This is a genomic window from Candidatus Ulvibacter alkanivorans (assembly GCF_003333325.1).
Taxonomy (GTDB): Bacteria; Bacteroidota; Bacteroidia; order Flavobacteriales; family Flavobacteriaceae; genus Ulvibacter_A; species Ulvibacter_A alkanivorans.
Genome location: NZ_QOLC01000040.1, coordinates 1 through 18813 on the forward strand (window position 1 = coordinate 1; position 18813 = coordinate 18813).

The window sequence follows — 18813 nt, forward strand, 5'->3', positions numbered from 1 at the left end:
TTATTTTTTTATCGTCTTTAGTACGAACAGCAACCAAAAAAACCATCTAATTTGTCTAACACTTTACTTGTTGAGCAATGTAGACAGCACAATCGGAAGGCCCAAATGGCCTTGTATAAACAGTATTGTGATGGAATGTTTATCGTCGCCAATAGATATTTGAAAGACACTGCAGCCGCAGAAGATGCGATGCAGGAAGCGTTTATAAAAGCGTTTCAAAAATTACACCAGTTCAAAGGGGACGTCACCTTTGGCGCCTGGTTAAAGAGGATCGTGATCAATACCTGCTTGGACACCATCAAGGCCAAGAAATTGGAGTTGCAAACGATCAACGAAGAAGTAATAAGTATTGCCGATGATGAGGATTGGAGCGTAGCCGACAGTACCACCATACCAGAGGTATATTCGGCGATTGAAAAGTTGCCGGACAATTATAAGGTTGTAGTGCAGCTTTTTTTATTGGAAGGGTACGACCATCAGGAGATCTCTCAAATATTGGGAATTTCGGAGAGTGCCTCACGAACTAATTTACATCGCGGGAAACTACAGTTAAAAGAAACATTAAAACACTTGCAATATGAAACAGGATCTTAGAGCATTGATGCAAAAACGAAAAGCAGAGTCGTCCAAATTGCCTAACGGCCATGAAGAACGATTTGCCAATAAGTTGGAAGCACATTTTGGTGAAAAGAACAATACGAAGCAACATACGTTCTATTGGCTTAAGATCGCTTCAGTCGCTGTTGTATTTATGGCCATAGGGATGTTTACCTTTTATTCGATAGCTCCTAATAAATCCACTATTGACGGTAACGAGATTGTTTCAGAAACCGCTGTGCAAACCGTCTCTAACAAAATGACATTAGGCGATATTTCTCCAGATTTGAAAAAAGTGGAAGATTATTATATGGCCGGCATTAATGTACAGTTGGCATCCTTGCAAATAAACAACGACAACAAAGACCTTATAGACGGCTATATGGAACAGTTAGATGAACTGGACAACGAATATGCCGTATTAAATGACGAGCTCAATACAATTGGGCCTACCGAAGCAACCATCACCGCATTGATAGATAATTTGAAATTACGTTTGGAATTGCTGTTCAAACTTAAAAACAAATTAAAAGAACTAAAAAATCAAAACAATGAGCAAATTAACAGTATTCAAATTTAGTGTGATGGCAGCAGTAATGCTGCTGGTAACCCAAATAGCGGTTGCCCAGAACAACTATTCTGAGACCTTTACCGTTTCTGACGATGTGTTGGTAAGTGTAAACACTTCACATACCAATGTAATCTTTGAAACTTGGAATAAAGACAAGGTAGAAGTAGAAGCTTTTATCGATAACGACGCCCTTTCCGAAGAAGAAAAGAAAGTACTTTTCGATACTTGGAACTTGGAGGTGCTAGGCAATAGTCAGAAGGTAATCGTTACCTCAAATTCACGCGGTATGCAAAATAACAATATGGAATTGTTCACCAACATTCGCGTCATGCCCGATATGGAGTTTATTGGTCCGTTGATGGATGAGATGGTAACCCCTATAATCTCGAACTTACAGATCCCGGAATTGCCCGAAGACCTCTTGCGTGACATGGGTGCGGTAGAATTTGACTATGAGGCTTTTAAAAAGGATAAGGAAGGCTATATGAAGGAGTTCGAAGCTCAAATGGACAAGAAGCTGGGGAAAGACTTTGCTAAGAAAATGGAAGCTTGGGGAGAAGAATTCGCCAAAGAATGGAACGATAAGAACAGCGAACGTATTAGTGCCGAGTGGGAAGAGAAAATGGAAGCCTGGGGTGAAAAATTTGAAGCCAATATGGCCAACTGGGCCAAAGAAATGGAAAAGCAAGGCGGTAATTACAGCAAACAAGTAATTACAGGACCCAATGGAAAGACGATCATCATTCAGGGTGACAGCAACTCGAAGTTATTCGATGGTAAGGCCAGTAAGACCATTATTATTAGAATGCCTAAGAACTCTAAGACGGAGATCAACGTGCGACACGGTGAAATTAAAATGGCCGATGTGAGCAATGTGAAAGCTACGCTCAACTATTCGCCATTTACAGCTAAAAGTATTGATGGGGGGGAAACCCTCATCAATGCTTCCTATGCTCCTGTCATCGTAGAAGATTGGAAATACGGCACCTTATACCTGAAATTTGTAGAGAATTGTAATGTAGGCAATGTAGAACGTATCAACTTGCGCGCAAATACCAGTGATGTAGTAATTGGAACGATTCGAAAAGAAGCTACATTAATTGGCTCCTTGGGAAATTTTAGGATCAAGGATATCGCGAACGGGTTTACATCCATCAACATAACCTTGAAGAATAACGATGCCATTATTGAAGTGCCTAACACTTCCTTCTCCTTCTTCTTCGATGGAAAAAAATCGACCTTAAAATATCCAACTTCACTAGAGCTTTCTACTTCCAAGAAGGGAGATCACGTTTTTGTACAAGGATTTAATGGCAGTAAGAATACCAATAGCAGAATCTCCTTAGAAGCGTTGTATAGCAATGTAAGAGTGGAGTAGACGCTTTAATCGCGTATAACGCCCTAACTTTTTTATTTACTTATCTTACCTACTACTTGATTTAGCTATCCGCTTTAAGCCCCATCCACCACACAGATCGTTTTCCTTATAATTTCTTAGAAATCTTATTAAAAATTCTACTCGGAATGGACTGTTCTAATTTTTTATTCTGAAGCACAGTGTAGTTCCAAAAAAAATCATTCAATCCAGTGTGATACAAGAATGAATGATTTTATAAAAACTAAAATAAACTGCGTCTAAGCGTCGTTGTTCAATTTTTTAGTTAGATAGAAACCGCTAAACAGACCGATCCCTGCCATGAGGAAGATGGTGCCCGGATATGCTACTTCTTCATCTACGCCCAAATTGAAATGTAAGATCGCGGCAATAAAAATTCCGAGTCCAATTCCCATGAGTAATAGCGCGAGATTGATGATGATGACCTTCCACATTGGGGTGACCCTTCGATCTTTTCCGTAGAAAATAGAAGCGTCTGCACCTTTCTCAATGAGCGCAAGTCGTTCTCTGTTCCTTGCCGAAATGTATAAATAGTAGATTCCGAAGAGCACTCCGAAAATGATTGGTATAACAATTACTTCTGATCCCATAATGTTTGTGATTAATTTGATTAAATTATCTGTTCGTTTCCCATAGGACGGTAGCATGTAGATTTCGGTTACAGCAATGGGTACTTTTTTCTGAAAATTAATTGTACTGTTTTTTTTTGTAACCTTTCCGAAGCAACGAACGTCTTACCTAAAATGAATGCTAACACCGACCAGTTTTTTATCGATAAAACCCTACAAGGCGATACGCGTGCGTTTGGAGTATTGGTAGAGCGGCATCAGGAAATGATCTTTACAATGGTCCTGCGTATGCTTAAAGTGCGAGAAGAAGCAGAGGAGGTGGCACAAGATACCTTTATAAAGGCGTTTGAATCGCTGTCAAATTTTAGAGGAGAGTCGAAATTCTCAAGTTGGTTGTATCGAATTGCCTATCGCAAGGCATTAGATCGTATTCGGGCCAACAAACGCCAGCGTACGTCACAATTGATCGAGGCGATCACAGAGACAGAAATAGCCTCCATAGAAGACGGATTGCAGTATATGGAACAAAAAGAACGAACTGCAATAATACGGGAGTGTATCCTTCAATTACCGGAAACGGAAGCCGCCGTCGTGACCTTGTACTATTTCGAATCCCAATCGGTTAAAGAGATTGCGGCGATAACTGAACTGAGTACCGATAACGTTAAAATAAAATTGTATCGCAGTCGAAAAAAACTATTTTCGTTACTGAAAGGGTATGTGCAGCCAGAAATAACACGAACTAATGGAAAAGCTATCTAAACAACAAGAACAACACTTTCGAGCAATGATGCGTGAAGCAGGTGGGGAGCTCCCGTCCTCTGCCTTAAAAGCGAATGTGATGAACGCAATTGGCGCGAGTTCCAAGACCATTGCATATAAACCTTTAATTGGTAAGAAGGGTTGGAGTCTATTAACGATAATCGCGTGTTTGGTTATACTGCTAGTCGTACTGCTGCCTTTTGAAGGATTTGGTTTCTTGAGCCAAATTGAATGGAAAAATCCGATGCTATTCGATTATACCTTACCCAACTTGACGGTGCCGAAAACATTCTTATATGCCATAGCCTTTACAGCGTTGTTTTTACTTCAGGTGCCGTTTTTAAAACGTATTCATGGAGCAAAATAGGGTGATTTACTTTCGTCTTATGAAGATAGCAACAATGGCGGCGGTGACAATTCCCATTCCCAGCGCGCCAAAAGCAGATTGCCACATATAATTTTCAATATTAAAATAGGCATTGGCTTTGGTACGTGTCATTAGCTCATTGGTGACCGAATATTCGATCACATTGTTAAAGTATTCGGGTGTGATATAGTTGTGGGTAATGTATTGCGCTATAGGGGAGAGTAGCGCGACGAACACACTCATAATGAGGCCGGCCAGAAAGCCTTGTACCCAAGTCAATTTGCGGTTGTAAGCACGTCTGCGTTTCTCTCGTAGCGCCAGAATGTATATAAAGACAGCGAAGGGCATAAATAGCAAGGTTAACCACCAATGATCTGCAATTTGCTCTTCGTGCCATCCTAAGGTCTTTTCTAAGAGCATCCATGACAACATGGTTATGGTAAAAATAACAGCCCATTTTAATTCGATGTAGATCTTTTTCATGCATAAGAAATTTGACTTCCGAAGATACCAAAAAAAAACATCCCGAAACAGTTCATTTCGGGATGTACTAACTTTAAAAAAAAGAAAAATTGCAACTACTACTAAACTTAGTCTTTTACGATCTTGAATGTTTCAAAAGATCCTTGAGCACTAGCCTTAACGAAATAGATACCTGAAGCTAGTTTGGAAAGGTCAATCTCACTGTGATTTCCAATAACTGCACGGGAAATAACTTCTTGTCCGTTTACATTGTAAATACGAATCTCATCGATGTTTGCTTGGGACGAGATTTGCATGATATCCTTCACAGGGTTTGGATAGAATACAGTCGTATTAATCATAGTTTCGTTTGTCCCCAAAATAGGTTCACACGTAAGTTCTAATTCGAAGGTTCCGGTGAAGGTACTGTTATACCCTTCTACCATGATATAATAAGTAGAGGTTCCGTCTGATTCGAAACTTAGGATCTCTTGATTTTCGCATGAGCTATCGTTATAAGTAATTTGCTCGCTCAGTGTACAATCTGTAAATACACGTACGGTGGTAGGAAAATTTGTTGTTGGTCCACAAGCGTTCAACGAGATCATTTCGGGAGTACCTGTGCCGGTATAAGTATAATACACATCCGGTGACGCATTACCACCCGAATCGGTGCCGAAAATAGTAGAGTTAGTAACCGCAGCTCCACACGTTAATGCAATTGCCTCTTGACAATTGTCGTTAGCGGGTACCGAGGGCATTTGTAATCTGAATGTAAATGTTTCTCCCCATTGTCCAATGGTTGGGTCGTAACCCCATCCGGTGATATAATTTCCATTTGGAGACATGGCATTTGGAGCGTATACAGGGCTTGCACCCATTTCATAACCTAATGTATTCGTTACGAATTCATTAAAGTCTTGTAAGCCTCCTGATGCCGTCCAGATAAAAGGTACGTTCGGATCCCAAGGGCCAATTTGAAAGTAGCCTATTACCACGCTGCCATCATGATTTATTGCAGTAACGTGTCCTTGACCGTTTGCTGCCAATGTTCCTAAGGTAATTACTCCTGTACTTTCACTCCAAATCCAAGGTTCTCCATTCGTCACCCAGTCGCTGCGACCACCTATCCAATTACCATCAGATGAAATTGCAGTGGCCTCACTTAGTTGATTGTTTTCATCGGAAGGGTCACCATTTGGATCGAGTAATAAATATTCGTTTGGAAGAAAGTCGCCGTTGGCATCCTTTCTCCATACTGCCGACTTCCACGGACCGTTAAAATCTTGCCATCCTACGACTATACTACCGTCATAATTTACTGCTTGGGCTCTTGTTCCACGATTCATGTCTGCATACAAACTCCCAAGATTAATAAGACCGTCTGCTGCAGTCCAAACACTCGCGTTAGTTGTTAATCCGGTAGTTCCGGGTGCTGGTTCAACCCATGCACTACCTACCACAGTTAAGCCATCGCCGGAAATATTATAGGCACTACTTGAACCATCATCAACTGGTTGATTAAAGTGACCGAGTGCAGTCCAATTATCGATTGCCAGATCATACACTGCCATTACCGAATAATCACTTCCTTGATAACTGTCCATAATACCACCGCTAATATAATTTCCATCTTCTGAAAAGCGAGCAGAACCTCCATGTCCAAGACCGGGAGCCACACCGCCAATTTCGGTAAAAGTATCGCTGTCTGCATCCCAGATCGCATATGCTCCACCTTGCGCTTCATAACCGGCTACGATTCCATTATTAGAAACCCCGGTGGTTTCAAAAAAAGTAGATTTTACGATAAATTGTGCAAAAAGTTTTCCTCCTGTCAACCCAAAAATGCAAAGGGTTAAAAAAATAATTTTTTTCATTTTACTATAGATTTAATTAGTTTTTAATCGGGTCAACAATTAGAATATGATTTTGATCCCAACGCTATAATTCGACCGCAATGTAATTGGCAAAAAGCAGTACTAAAAGAGAACCCCTTTTAGAATTCGTGAATTTTAAAAGGTATAAAACGGCGGAAAGCCCTTTAATTATTGGAGTTGTTTGATTTATCTAAGAACTAGCTTATCAATTCGTGAAAACTAGGATTTGAGTGTGCGTTCAAGCTTTTTTAACTTTTTTTCTGAAAGTAAAACAAAACGAATTAAGAAGAACAGTAACAACAGAAACAATACTAGTAGGCCTATTTGAAGCGGTTGAAATACGGTATGAAAATCTTCAATTTCTTCTGCTCGAGTCTGGGTTAAGCGATACATAGATTGATTGATAGTTTTACGCTCCGATTGCTTAGTTTGGTTCAGTAAGGCCAAATATTGATTGCGATATAACAAATAGTTGTCCCAATCATTTAAGGCGAGATAATTATTAGAAAGCCCTTCGTATAAGCCTCTGTTTAATATAAGGTCACCAACTAATTCGGCATTCGTAAGCGCGCTATTTAAAATATTGATCGCTTCTATGTATTTGCCCTCTCTCGATTTGATTTCGGCTAGACCTTTTTGAGCAAAACTGATTAAAGTAGGAGCAGCTGTTCGCTCTGCATGTTGGATAGCCAAAAGAAAACTGGTTTCCGCCTCTTTTATTCTATCCAGGTTAATTAGACAGTTTCCTTTGTTGTAATAACAAACACTCATATTGCCATTAGTGATGTCGTTTTCTTCTGTCTTATCATATGCTTCGATCGCCTTATCGAAATAAGTTAAGGCAATCTCACAGCTCATTTGTTGGCGATATACAAAGCCCCTAACAATATAATTATATCCTAAAAAAGGTTGAATAGAATCCTGATACTGGTAAGAGTCAATTAACAACAAGGCCTCATCTAAATATTCTATAGCTTTATCGTAAATCTTAAGATCATGAAATTGGGCGCCTATTCTATTGAGGACATTTATTTTTTGTTTTTCCTCCTTGATCTGAGGAAAGAAAATGTCGATCTCATTGATGGTTTGTGAAACCATCTCATAATCTCGTTTCGATGAATAGGCAGTCGAGATGGCGAGTAAAGCACTAATTTTATGCTTGACTGGCATTGCTGGATCGTTATAAAGCGTCGATGCAATCTTTATAGCTTCATCAGGGTTTTCATAAATAAGACGGTTGGCCTTCTTTAGAATACTATCAGCTTCACTCTGGGCTATAGAACGATCTGTAGGGCTAAGCAGACTAACGAAAAACAACACTAAGAGAAAAGCCCTATTACGCATGATGTAGTTCTTTTTCGGTTGCCTTTACTTTTTTCTGTTTGGATTTCACCAAATCGATAAAAACTGTAGGAGGTATCCCGGTCACCGATTTAAAAACCGTTGCAAAACTGCTATGTGATGTAAAACCACTTTCTTCGGCTAAATAGCTAATCTTATATTGTGTATACGTCGGATTCGAATGAAGCTTATCGATTATGTAGTTTATACGAAGCTCATTTATATAACTATTGAAGTTCTGTTCTTTATGCGTATTGATTATTTCTGAAAGATACTTTGTGTTTGTGTCGAACAACGATGCCATTGCCGCAAGCGACATGTCCTTTTTAGTAAAGCGATCCGAGTTCTCGAACTGCGTTAATTTTTTAAGCAACTGTTCTTCTGTTTCCTTCGGAATAGTAGTACTTCTTGAGATTTCTTTTTTAGTTACTGCTTGAGATTCTTTCTCCTGTTGCCTTTTTTCAAAATAGTTTAAAAAATCTTGATATTGTGAAATTCGTGACCTATAACGAAGCTGCAGTATCCTGCCAATGAACAGACCTAAGACAATCAACCCCCCTAATATCATAATATTTCGGCTGTACTCATTTTTAACTAACTCCTTTTTATTTGTGTGATTTTCACTCGTATAATTAAAAACAGCATTTACTGCGTTTGCTTCGTCCGACTCATTTAGAACGGAAAGATCGTTGCCTACTTGCTTGAAAACATAGAACTTATCGGAATCTTCTAAGGCCATGTGGGAAAGTGCCAATCCATCTACGATACGTTCTTGGTACACTTTATTTGGTAACTGTTCTGCTATATTAAGTGCTTTGAGGAAATGATCAATTGCAGTGTTGTAAAGTTTGTTTGAGAAGTGCAAGGCCCCTAGCTCATTGTTAGCAATCATAGTTACAAACGCATTGGATGGGTCTGTACTATAATTTGTGATAATTTCTTCCAATCGCATTTTAGAACCCTCAAAAGATTCAGAATTTAGTTGTATTTCAATTAATTCGACCTCTGTTTCTATCGATGGAAGAGTCGCTTGAATCTCGTGAAAAATCGATTGTGCCTTAAGCAGCTCTTCAACCGATTTATCATATTGCTCTTTTGTTTTATAGGTTTCAGCGTTTATGAGGTGAACACCGGCTTTTAATAGAGGGTCATTAGTGTTTCCTTGGTGTTCGCTAACAATCACTTCGGTAAATTCATGATATTTTTCGGCTGCTAGGTCAAGGCCTAGATCATTAAGCACATGAATTCCGAAGACATTAATTTTTAACTGTAACGCTAAGTTGTTGGTGCTTTCGGCTAGTTTCTTAGCTTCTAAAGTAGCAAGAACTGTTTGATGATAATCTCCTTGAATATAGTGAGATCTGGCTTGAAGTAAGTATGCTTCAATTTTCTCGGGAACTCGTTCCGAATTTTGAAGTACATGTAATACTATTTTACGCGATTGATCAGGCTGCGAAAAGAGAACCTGCTCGGCATTTTTCAGCATTTCACTAAAATCCAATGTGCCTTGCGCATAACTTTTCGAGTAAAGGCATAGTATGATACATATACAAAATAACCCTCTCATATCTGTTATAAATGTACGTAATTAATGATTCAAGCTTCTAATTCATAGAATGAAAAATTACAATTTATAGGAAACTGTATAAATTCAGAATGGTTAGAATAAAAAAACCTCGAAGTTGAGACTCCGAGGTTTTCTATTATTAGCTTATAATATCTACTCATCTACCAACACCCAATCTCCTTTGTCTAGCAATGGGATGGCTTGCTTGTATTTTAAGGTTTTATTTTCACCACTCATCACGTGTTTAATAGTAACACGATCGTTACGACCAATCTTTGGTCGTTCTCTAACAATGGTCTCTGTTACTTGCTGTTGTCTCGATTGTGTGTTTCCGGCCGCACGAGATTCGGCAGCGCGTTCATCCAGGTTTTGGATCTCTTCTTTCTGCTCGCTCAATTTCTCCTTAGGTCGCGTTTGTCGTGCCTCCTGAATTTGCTGCTGATTTTCCTGCGGAAGCTCACCCTTGAATAAGAAAGATACAACGTCCTTATTCACTTTTTCGATCATAGCTTTAAACAGTTCAAAAGCTTCGAACTTATAGATAAGTAGCGGATCCTTTTGTTCGTGTACCGCTAACTGAACGGACTGTTTTAGTTCGTCCATTTTGCGCAAGTGTGTCTTCCATGCATCATCGATAATGGCAAGAGTGATGTTCTTCTCGAAATCGTTTACCAATTGCTTTCCTTCGGTCTCGTATGCTTTCTCAAGATCGGTGGCTACATTCAAGGTTTTAACACCATCGGTAAAAGGTACCAAGATACGTTTGTACTTGTCTTTTTGCGTCTCGTATACATTCTTGATCACCGGGAAGGCCATTTCGGCGTTGCGTACCATCTTGTCTTGGTAATGCGCATAGGCGGCCTTATAGATGATTCCGGCGATCTCCTTCGCACTCTTGCTTTCAAATTCGGCTTCAGAAATAGGGGAACTCATCGAGAAGAAACGGATCAACTCGAACTCAAAGTTCTTGTAATCCTGCGCCATTTTGTTGCTTTCGGCAATTACTTCCGAAGTATCATAGATCATATTGGCGATATCTACTCGTAAGCGTTCTCCAAACAATGCGTGGTAACGACGTTTGTAGACTACTTCACGCTGTGCGTTCATCACATCATCGTACTCTAACAGTCGTTTACGGATTCCGAAGTTGTTCTCTTCAACTTTTTTCTGGGCACGCTCGATCGATTTAGAGATCATCGAATGCTGAATTACTTCCCCTTCTTTTAGACCCATACGGTCCATCATTTTAGCAATTCGCTCACTACCAAACAATCGCATTAGATTATCCTCTAGCGACACATAGAATTGTGAGCTACCCGGATCTCCTTGTCGTCCACTACGACCTCGCAGCTGTCGGTCTACACGACGTGAATCGTGACGTTCGGTACCTACAATGGCCAAACCACCCGCTTTTTTCACATCTTCGCTTAGCTTAATATCGGTACCACGACCTGCCATGTTGGTAGCAATGGTTACCATACCGGAGTTTCCGGCTTCGGCTACGATATCGGCCTCTTTCTTATGCAGCTTTGCGTTCAATACATTATGCGGAATGTTGCGAATGCTCAACATCCTACTCAACAATTCACTAATCTCAACCGATGTGGTACCTATAAGTACAGGTCTTCCTGCATTTGAAAGCTCGGTCACCTCTTCGATCACAGCATTGTATTTCTCTCGCTTCGTCTTATAAATTTTATCTTCCTTATCATCACGAGCAATTGGGCGGTTGGTTGGTATCTCGACCACATCCAACTTGTAGATCTCCCATAATTCGCCTGCTTCTGTAACCGCTGTACCCGTCATACCGGATAGTTTGCGATACATTCTAAAGTAATTCTGAAGCGTAATGGTTGCAAAGGTCTGTGTTGCTGCTTCGATCTTTACGTTCTCTTTGGCCTCTATCGCTTGGTGAAGTCCGTCGCTATAACGACGTCCGTCCATGATACGACCGGTTTGCTCATCTACGATCATCACCTTGTTGTCCATGACCACATACTGCGTATCTTTTTCGAAGAGTGCATAGGCCTTGAGCAACTGGTTCATGGTGTGAATACGTTCACTCTTTATACCAAATTCTCTAAATAATTCTTCTTTTTCTTCGGCTTCTTCTTCGGGTGTAAGTCCTTTGCTTTCGATCTTCGCGATCTCCATTCCCATTTCGGGCATCACAAAGAAATCGGGGTCGTCTTCTCCCGAAAGGTAATTTACTCCTTTATCGGTAAGCTCGATCTGATTGTTCTTTTCGTCAATTACAAAGTAGAGTTCGGCATCAACCTTCGGCATTTCGCGATTGTTGTCCTGCATATAGAAGTTTTCTGTCTTCTGAAGGATTTGTCGTACTCCTTCTTCGGAAAGAAACTTGATCAAGGCTTTGTTCTTTGGTAGTCCGCGATATACTCTTAGTAATTGAAAGCCACCTTCCTTGGTGTCGCCTTCAGCAATAAGTTTTTTCGCTTCTGCCAGAACACCGGTCAAGTATTTGCGTTGTACTTCGACTATATCGTTTATCCTTGGTTTTAGCTCGTTGAACTCGTGGCGGTCTCCTTGTGGTACAGGACCGGAAATGATCAATGGTGTACGTGCATCATCGATTAATACACTGTCTACCTCATCGACGATCGCATAGTGATGTGGCCGCTGTACGAGGTCTTGTGGCGCATGGGCCATGTTGTCACGCAGGTAATCGAAACCAAACTCATTATTGGTTCCGTAGGTAATATCGGCATTGTATGCTTTTCTTCGAGCAGCAGAATTTGGCTTATGATAATCTATACAGTCGACAGTCATTCCGTGGAACTCGAAGATAGGTGCCATCCAAGCGCTATCTCGTTTTGCCAAGTAATCGTTTACGGTTACCAAGTGCACTCCGTTTCCGGCTAGGGCATTAAGGTACACCGGTAAGGTTGCTACCAAGGTCTTACCTTCTCCGGTCTGCATCTCGGCCACTTTACCCTGGTGAAGGGCGACACCACCAATAAGCTGTACATCGTAATGCACCATGTCCCAGGTTACTTCTTTTCCTGCGGCATCCCAAGAGTTATTCCAGATCGCTTTTTCGCCATCAAGGGTTACATAGTCTTTTTCTGCAGAGATTTCACGGTCGAATGGAGTAGCGGTTACGGTAAGTGTCTGGTTGTTTTTAAAACGTTTGGCGGTTTCCTTTACAACGGCAAAAGCTTCGGGTAAGATCTCGTCTAAGGTCTTTTTTTCAACTTCGTATCGTTCGTCCTTCAGTGCATCGATCTGGTTGTAGATATCTTCTTTCTTGTCGATATCTTCCATGGTGTCTGCTTCTTTTTGAAGCGCATCGATTTGTTCTTGAACCTCTTTTTGATCCTCTTTAATTCGTTTTCTGAAACTGTCTGATTTTGCTCTTAACTCGTCTAGCGACAACTTTTCTATGGCAGCTTCATGCGACTTTATTTCGTCCACGTATGGCTGAATATCGCTAATATCTTTCTTGGATTTATCTCCAACAAATACTTTTAATACATTATCTAAAAATCCCATGATTTACACTCGTATTTTATACTCAATTTCTCTAGACGTAACGCCTTTTCTTTCTACTACAAAAAAACTGTAAAAAAACCAGTTTGCCAAAAGCTTACTGCGTTTTTACAACTTGTTTTTAGCGCAAAAAAAAAGCCTCAAGAATGAGACTTTTTATATATTATTATTTAATTTTTTAATATTCATCTTCGTTCCACAGATAATCTTCATCTGTGGGATAGTCCGGCCAGATCTCTTCAATAGAGTCGTACGAATCTCCCTCATCTTCGATCGCTTGCAGGTTTTCCACTACTTCTAATGGCGCACCGGTTCTAATCGCGTAATCGATCAACTCGTCTTTTGTCGCCGGCCAAGGGGCATCACTTAAATAGGATGCTAGTTCTAATGTCCAGTACATAGCACTTTAGGGTTTTAATTTTGTGCAAAAATAATTTTTTAGATTAAAAAGTCAAGAAAAATCGTAATTATTTCTGCAGTATTTTTAAGAACGTTTATAAAATACTGAAAACCAGTTATTTATAATTTAGCAAATGAAGCGATCACAATTTCTCGGGAATCCATTTTATTTCCTTTGCTTGCAAGTCATTGGTCAACTTCCGTGCCAGCACAAAGAGATAGTCAGATAGTCGGTTTAAATACATCAGAACTCGCTCATCTATGGGTTCTTCCTCGTGTAAAAGCGATGCTAAACGCTCTGCCCTGCGACAAACACAGCGTGCGATGTGACAATATGACACTGTGGTATGACCGCCGGGAAGCACAAAATGCGTCATGGGCGGTAGTGATTCGTTCATAGTATCCATTTCATCTTCCAGTGCTGTGATCTCTTCCGAAGTGATCTTCGGAATATTTAAGCGTTCTTTCCCACTTTTTAAGGTTGCTTTTTCAGGGTCGGTGGCAAGAATGGCCCCAACAGTAAATAATTGTTCCTGAATTTTTATGAGCAATTCTTTTGCAGTTTTATCTATTTCTTGATCGCGAATAAGCCCGATATACGAGTTCAACTCATCTACGGTGCCATAGCTTTCAATTCTAATATGGTGTTTAGGAACACGAGTGCCGCCAAATAGCGCGGTCGTTCCTTTGTCACCGGTCTTGGTGTATATCTTCATTTTTAGGATCTTTTTGCTGAACGTCTTTTAATTTTTGCTGGACCTTCTTATTCGTTAGTGCCACAAAACAAGCACCAATGGCTATAGCAAGTAGTAACCAACCTTCAGTCATCCGATTGGTTTTTCTTTTCGTAATAATTTTTTCTGAAACTTCTGCGGCTTCGTTGGCGTTGTTTGGTAGTGGTACGTCTGTTCCAATACAGTACTAAAAGTAGCAGTATAAGCCCACCAACAATTAATAATACGGGATTGGACAAATCGAAAAATTCCATACTGTGAAGATACAGCCGTTCTAAGGAAATTCCAAACCATAGACCGGTGAATACTTCAAAATATAAGTGTATAGAAGTGCTTTTATTTAATGCGCTTGTCGCTTTCTACTATACCATCGCGAAGACGAATAATACGATGCGCATGAAGAGCGATCTCTTCCTCGTGCGTTACGAGAATTACGGTGTTCCCGGAAGCGTGGATCGCATCGAACAGATTCATGATCTCTATAGAGGTCTTAGAATCTAAGTTCCCGGTAGGTTCATCGGCTAGAATGATCGACGGCTTGTTTACCAAGGCGCGACCCACAGCAACACGTTGTCGCTGACCACCCGATAACTGATTGGGTTTGTGGTCCATTCGGTCGGCAAGTCCAACATCTGTCAATACCTCTTCGGCTCTTTTGGTACGGTCGCTTTTGGAGGCACCGGCGTAGATCATAGGCAGGGCGACATTCTCTAATGCTGTGGTTCTAGGTAAGAGGTTAAATGTTTGGAATACAAATCCTATTTCCTTGTTACGAATCTCGGCCAATTCGTCGTCGCTCATATTACTTACGTCGGCTCCGTTCAATTCGTAGCTTCCCGAAGTAGGTGTGTCCAGGCATCCCAATAAGTTCATTAAGGTCGATTTTCCCGAACCCGAAGGCCCCATGAGTGCTACGTATTCACCTCGTTCAATATCCAGGTCGATTCCTTTTAACACCTTTACGATCTCTTGTCCCAAAGGAAAATCTCTTCGTATGTCTCTAATTTTAATGACTAAACTCATGTAGCTTTTTTTGTTCGAACTTACTTTTGCTTACGAATGCATTGCCCATATGACGCAAAGGTAGTACAGATGTTACAAACGGATATAAAAATGTTCCTTTTGTTGTTCTTTTCTGAAAAATACGAGGCCCCAAGTAAAGGTATCGATACTCACACGAACAGTGGGATGTGCTTTTATCTCTTCCCAGGCTTCGGTCATGCCGGGACTCCAGTAGATATCATCAAATATGAGAATACTGTTTGATGTAATACGCTTCAGTAGCTGTTCAAAATACTGAAGCGTATATTCTTTACTGTGATGCCCATCCACAAATACCAAGTGATAAACTTCCGAAGCATTCTCAGAAAAAAAAGTATCGAAAGTACAGGTGTGCGATCGTATATTATCCAGTCGATGGCTCTCAAATTGTCGCACTGCAATCGCGGCAGTGTTTGGGCAGCCTTCTACGGTAAGCACGCTGCTACTCTTGTTTCCCAACGCCATAGCTATGGTGGCTAATCCTAGTGAAGTACCGAGTTCTAAGCTGTTTTCGGGTTTTAAGTATCGTGAGAGACGAAATAACAAACGTTGCCGTTTTGCAGAAATCCCCACATGTTTGGCAACTGAAGCTACAACTCGTTCATCACTTTTAAACACAGTTGAGCCTTTTCCGAAGTCGGTCACCTTAAATGGTGTCCGGTCGTTTAGCAATTGCTTTCGATACGCGTGAATTTGTTGGTATTCGGGATATTTCTTTTTATCGTAAAAACAATTGGTAATCAGGTCGTATACATATGGGGAGTGTACACCGTGTTGGTTGGTGGCTTTGGTAAGAAATTGCAGGTATGAACGTATTTGGTACAGCACTTATACAGAATATACTTCTAATTATTCCAATTTGGCAGACAGCTCGAACCAGCGTTCGGTCTTAGTGTCGATCGCATCTATGAGCTCTTGCAAGCGTTGCGATTGTTTGTCGATCTCTTCGCCTTCCCAACCTTCGGTGGCAAATTTATTCTGAAGGGATTCACGGTCTTTTTCCAGCTTGGCGATTTCCTTTTCAAGTTTCTGATACTCTTTTTGTTCCTGATAACTTAGTTTCGCTTTGTCGTTTGAAGCTTTCCAATTGGTCTTTGGTTTTTCGGCTTCAGTGGCACTCTTTTCGGAAGGCTGACTATCATCGTAGGCTCTAAAGTCTGAATAATTTCCTGGGAAATCGTTAATAACGCCATTTCCGCGGAAAACAAATAAGTGGTCGACGATCTTATCCATAAAATAACGGTCGTGGGATACTACCACCAAGCAACCGGGGAAATCCAATAAAAAGCTTTCGAGCACATTTAAGGTAACAATATCCAGATCGTTAGTAGGTTCATCGAGTATCAAGAAGTTCGGATTTTTAATTAGAACCGTGCATAGATATAATCGCTTCCGCTCTCCACCACTAAGTTTTTCTACATAATCGTATTGTTTTTTGCGATCGAAAAGAAAGCGTTCGAGCAGTTGTTGTGCCGAGATCTGCCTCCCTTTTTTTAGTGGAATATAGTCTCCAAATTCACGCACCACATCGATCACTTTCTGCCCCTCTTTAATTTTAATTCCTTTTTGTGTGTAATAGCCAAATTTTACGGTCTCGCCTATTACTACTTTCCCAGTATCGGGAGCCACACTTCCGGTAATCATATTTAAGAAGGTAGATTTTCCTGTTCCATTTTTCCCGATAATGCCAACGCGTTCGCCGCGAAGAAAGTTATAATCGAAATTTTCGAACAAGGGTTTATCGCCATACGATTTCGACACATTGTGCAACTCGACAACCTTAGTGCCCAGACGCTCCATATTCAACTCTAACTGCACTTCATGATCGTTACGCCGTTGGTGCGCTCTGGATTTGATTTCGTGAAAGTCTTCAATACGAGACTTGCTTTTAGTGGTGCGAGCTTTAGGTTGTCTTCGCATCCAATTGAGTTCCTGTTTGTAAAGTTGTTTGGCCTTTGCAGTTTCGGTGGCTTCGTTTTCGATACGAGCATCTCGCTTGTCGAGGTAATAGCTGTAGTTTCCCTTATAGCTGTATAGATTTCCTTGGTCTAGTTCGATAATCTCATTACAAACACGTTCTAAGAAGTAACGATCGTGGGTAACCATAAAAATGGTAAAGTTTTCTTTGGCGAACAGTTGTTCCAGCCATTCGATCATTTCTAGGTCGAGGTGGTTGGTAGGTTCGTCCATGATAAGCAGATCGGGTTGGCCTAGTAGAGCATTCGCCAATGCCAAGCGTTTTTTTTGTCCGCCGCTCAAGGTTTTCACCTTTTGGTTGAGGTCTTCTAGTTTTAACTTAAATAGAATTTGCTTGTAGCGTGTTTCAAAATCCCACGCATTGTGTGCATCCATCTTATCGAAAGCGGTTTGATAGGTTTCGGTGTCTTCCGGGTTTAAGAGTGCTTTTTCATAATTGGCTATGGTTTTCAGAATGGGATTGTCTGATGCGAAAATGGTTTCTTCTATGGTGAGGTTAGGGTCGAGATCGGGTTCTTGCGATAGAAAGGCAACTTTTAGGTCCTTCCGAAACACCACCTCGCCTTGGTCTGGTGTGTCTTCGCCCGATAGTATGTTGAGCAAGGATGTTTTACCCGTACCATTTTTAGCGACAAAGCCAATTTTTTGTCCTTCATTTATTCCGAAGGAAATATTTTCGAAAAGCACACGTTCACCGTATGATTTAGCTATATTTTCTACTGAGAGGTAATTCACGATCACAATTTTCTACAAAATAAGCGGTTTTTAATTACTTAAAATGAAATATATTTTATTATTACGATGGTTGCGTTATATTTGTTCACTAACAACCCCTACTTTTCTATGAGATTTGCGTCCGTACTCGTTTTGCTTCTAGTTATGGTAAGCTTTTCATCTTGTATTTCTAAGAAACGACTTACTTATTTACAACAAAATGAAACAGCGACGGATAGTCTTATTCCTGTTCAAAAATTGCCAGATGCGTACCGACTACAAGTGCATGATCTACTAAGCATTCGTGTAAAAGCGTTAGACCCGAACTTCGTGGATATCTTTAATCCGGTAGGAGACGCAAACCCAAACGCAACTGGAGAGGAGCGCTTGTATTACGACGGATTTGTTGTGAATCCACATGGGAACATTCGTATACCCATCTTAGGCGAAATCCCCGTTCTAGGACTTACCGTAGAAGAAGTGCGTGAAAATATTGAAAAGCGACTCTTAGATGAATACTACAAGGCCGAGGCTAACATTTTTGTGACGGTTAAGTTGTCGGGCATACGATATACTATTAATGGAGAAATTGGAAGGCCCGGATCTAACATTATTTACAGAGATGAGATCACTATAATGGAAGCTATAGCGAATAGTGGGGATATCACCATTACCGGAGATAGAACCGATGTGGTATTGATAAGACAATATCCCTTAGGTCAAAAAGTACATCATATAGATCTTACCACTATCGATGCAATGAACTCTCCTTATTATTATGTGCAGCCAAATGATCTGATTCTTATCAATCCATTGCCTCAAAAATCGCTTGGAACAGGTACAACCGGATTACAGTCTTTTACTACCATACTTACAGTAGTTGCCGCCCTCACATCTACCATATTATTATTTATACGACTTTAACGATC

The 18813-nt window shown here is 40.6% G+C and carries 17 protein-coding genes; 6 read left to right on the forward strand and 11 right to left on the reverse strand.

What is annotated here, in order from left to right; genetic code table 11:
• Positions 1-51 precede the first annotated feature (51 nt).
• Genes DWA30_RS02575 through DWA30_RS02585 form a run of 3 tightly spaced genes read left to right on the forward strand, consistent with a single transcriptional unit; the run spans position 52 to position 2546 of the window.
• A complete protein-coding gene (locus DWA30_RS02575) occupies positions 52-594 on the forward strand; it encodes an RNA polymerase sigma factor (protein ID WP_114490968.1) in 543 nt (180 codons plus the stop codon).
• The gene (locus DWA30_RS02580; protein ID WP_114490969.1) at positions 578-1177 is read left to right on the forward strand and encodes a hypothetical protein; all 600 of its coding nucleotides are present in this window, start codon (positions 578-580) and stop codon (positions 1175-1177) included. The genes DWA30_RS02575 and DWA30_RS02580 overlap by 17 nt, the downstream gene beginning before the upstream one ends.
• Entirely contained in the window at positions 1149-2546 is a 1398-nt protein-coding gene (locus tag DWA30_RS02585) for a hypothetical protein (RefSeq protein WP_114490970.1), read from the forward strand. Before DWA30_RS02580 ends, DWA30_RS02585 begins: the two co-directional genes overlap by 29 nt.
• 257 nt (positions 2547-2803) lie before the next feature.
• Here DWA30_RS02585 and DWA30_RS02590 read toward each other — a convergent pair whose 3' ends face one another.
• A complete protein-coding gene (locus DWA30_RS02590; protein ID WP_114490991.1) occupies positions 2804-3154 on the reverse strand; it encodes a DUF6249 domain-containing protein in 351 nt (116 codons plus the stop codon).
• 153 nt (positions 3155-3307) lie between these two features.
• Between DWA30_RS02590 and DWA30_RS02595 the strand changes: the two genes are divergently transcribed.
• Both DWA30_RS02595 and DWA30_RS02600 read left to right on the forward strand, forming a co-directional pair.
• Positions 3308-3895 carry an RNA polymerase sigma factor gene (locus DWA30_RS02595; RefSeq protein ID WP_114490971.1) on the forward strand — a complete coding sequence of 196 codons (588 nt, stop codon included), beginning with the start codon at positions 3308-3310 and terminating at the stop codon, positions 3893-3895.
• Positions 3879-4262, forward strand: a complete 384-nt coding sequence (locus DWA30_RS02600) for a hypothetical protein (protein WP_114490972.1) — start codon at positions 3879-3881, stop codon at positions 4260-4262. The genes DWA30_RS02595 and DWA30_RS02600 overlap by 17 nt, the downstream gene beginning before the upstream one ends.
• 6 nt (positions 4263-4268) lie before the next feature.
• Here the strand turns inward: DWA30_RS02600 and DWA30_RS02605 are convergent, their stop codons facing one another.
• The 10 genes from DWA30_RS02605 to DWA30_RS02655 all read right to left on the reverse strand — a co-directional run bounded on the left by DWA30_RS02605 (position 4269) and on the right by DWA30_RS02655 (position 17905).
• Complete coding sequence (locus tag DWA30_RS02605; RefSeq protein WP_114490973.1) at positions 4269-4745, reverse strand: DUF4199 domain-containing protein; 477 nt, start codon at positions 4743-4745, stop codon at positions 4269-4271.
• 107 nt (positions 4746-4852) lie between these two features.
• Positions 4853-6601 carry a T9SS type A sorting domain-containing protein gene (locus DWA30_RS02610; RefSeq protein WP_114490974.1) on the reverse strand — a complete coding sequence of 583 codons (1749 nt, stop codon included), beginning with the start codon at positions 6599-6601 and terminating at the stop codon, positions 4853-4855.
• Positions 6602-6820: 219 nt separating this feature from the next.
• Positions 6821-7945 carry a tetratricopeptide repeat protein gene (locus tag DWA30_RS02615; RefSeq protein ID WP_114490975.1) on the reverse strand — a complete coding sequence of 375 codons (1125 nt, stop codon included), beginning with the start codon at positions 7943-7945 and terminating at the stop codon, positions 6821-6823.
• Entirely contained in the window at positions 7938-9509 is a 1572-nt protein-coding gene (locus DWA30_RS02620) for a helix-turn-helix domain-containing protein (RefSeq protein WP_114490976.1), read from the reverse strand. Before DWA30_RS02620 ends, DWA30_RS02615 begins: the two co-directional genes overlap by 8 nt.
• A gap of 153 nt (positions 9510-9662) precedes the next feature.
• Positions 9663-13022 (reverse strand): preprotein translocase subunit SecA, encoded by a 3360-nt coding sequence (secA, locus tag DWA30_RS02625; protein ID WP_114490977.1) that lies wholly within the window; start codon positions 13020-13022, stop codon positions 9663-9665.
• Between the two features lie 175 nt (positions 13023-13197).
• Positions 13198-13419 (reverse strand): DUF2795 domain-containing protein, encoded by a 222-nt coding sequence (locus DWA30_RS02630; protein WP_008272287.1) that lies wholly within the window; start codon positions 13417-13419, stop codon positions 13198-13200.
• Between the two features lie 142 nt (positions 13420-13561).
• Positions 13562-14134: a cob(I)yrinic acid a,c-diamide adenosyltransferase gene (locus DWA30_RS02635; RefSeq protein ID WP_114490978.1), complete on the reverse strand. Its 573-nt coding sequence runs from the start codon at positions 14132-14134 to the stop codon at positions 13562-13564.
• Positions 14135-14488: 354 nt separating this feature from the next.
• Complete coding sequence (locus DWA30_RS02645; RefSeq protein ID WP_114490980.1) at positions 14489-15175, reverse strand: ABC transporter ATP-binding protein; 687 nt, start codon at positions 15173-15175, stop codon at positions 14489-14491.
• Positions 15176-15247: 72 nt separating this feature from the next.
• Positions 15248-16021, reverse strand: a complete 774-nt coding sequence (locus DWA30_RS02650) for an O-methyltransferase (protein WP_114490981.1) — start codon at positions 16019-16021, stop codon at positions 15248-15250.
• 21 nt (positions 16022-16042) lie between these two features.
• Positions 16043-17905, reverse strand: a complete 1863-nt coding sequence (locus DWA30_RS02655; protein ID WP_114490982.1) for an ABC-F family ATP-binding cassette domain-containing protein — start codon at positions 17903-17905, stop codon at positions 16043-16045.
• A gap of 108 nt (positions 17906-18013) precedes the next feature.
• On the opposite strand from DWA30_RS02655, the gene DWA30_RS02660 reads away from it, so the two are divergent.
• Positions 18014-18808 carry a polysaccharide biosynthesis/export family protein gene (locus tag DWA30_RS02660; RefSeq protein ID WP_114490983.1) on the forward strand — a complete coding sequence of 265 codons (795 nt, stop codon included), beginning with the start codon at positions 18014-18016 and terminating at the stop codon, positions 18806-18808.
• Positions 18809-18813 lie beyond the last annotated feature (5 nt).

What these genes read in the sequence shown, in the direction of transcription:
- DWA30_RS02660 (WP_114490983.1), top strand. Translation starts at nt 18,014, where the DNA reads ATGAGATTTGCGTCCGTACTCGTTTTGCTTCTAGTTATGGTAAGCTTT.
- DWA30_RS02645 (WP_114490980.1), bottom strand. Translation starts at nt 15,175, where the DNA reads ATGAGTTTAGTCATTAAAATTAGAGACATACGAAGAGATTTTCCTTTG.
- DWA30_RS02580 (WP_114490969.1), top strand. Translation starts at nt 578, where the DNA reads ATGAAACAGGATCTTAGAGCATTGATGCAAAAACGAAAAGCAGAGTCG.
- DWA30_RS02635 (WP_114490978.1), bottom strand. Translation starts at nt 14,134, where the DNA reads ATGAAGATATACACCAAGACCGGTGACAAAGGAACGACCGCGCTATTT.
- DWA30_RS02615 (WP_114490975.1), bottom strand. Translation starts at nt 7,945, where the DNA reads ATGCGTAATAGGGCTTTTCTCTTAGTGTTGTTTTTCGTTAGTCTGCTT.
- DWA30_RS02600 (WP_114490972.1), top strand. Translation starts at nt 3,879, where the DNA reads ATGGAAAAGCTATCTAAACAACAAGAACAACACTTTCGAGCAATGATG.
- DWA30_RS02620 (WP_114490976.1), bottom strand. Translation starts at nt 9,509, where the DNA reads ATGAGAGGGTTATTTTGTATATGTATCATACTATGCCTTTACTCGAAA.
- DWA30_RS02605 (WP_114490973.1), bottom strand. Translation starts at nt 4,745, where the DNA reads ATGAAAAAGATCTACATCGAATTAAAATGGGCTGTTATTTTTACCATA.
- DWA30_RS02590 (WP_114490991.1), bottom strand. Translation starts at nt 3,154, where the DNA reads ATGGGATCAGAAGTAATTGTTATACCAATCATTTTCGGAGTGCTCTTC.
- secA (WP_114490977.1), bottom strand. Translation starts at nt 13,022, where the DNA reads ATGGGATTTTTAGATAATGTATTAAAAGTATTTGTTGGAGATAAATCC.
- DWA30_RS02585 (WP_114490970.1), top strand. Translation starts at nt 1,149, where the DNA reads ATGAGCAAATTAACAGTATTCAAATTTAGTGTGATGGCAGCAGTAATG.
- DWA30_RS02595 (WP_114490971.1), top strand. Translation starts at nt 3,308, where the DNA reads ATGAATGCTAACACCGACCAGTTTTTTATCGATAAAACCCTACAAGGC.
- DWA30_RS02630 (WP_008272287.1), bottom strand. Translation starts at nt 13,419, where the DNA reads ATGTACTGGACATTAGAACTAGCATCCTATTTAAGTGATGCCCCTTGG.
- DWA30_RS02610 (WP_114490974.1), bottom strand. Translation starts at nt 6,601, where the DNA reads ATGAAAAAAATTATTTTTTTAACCCTTTGCATTTTTGGGTTGACAGGA.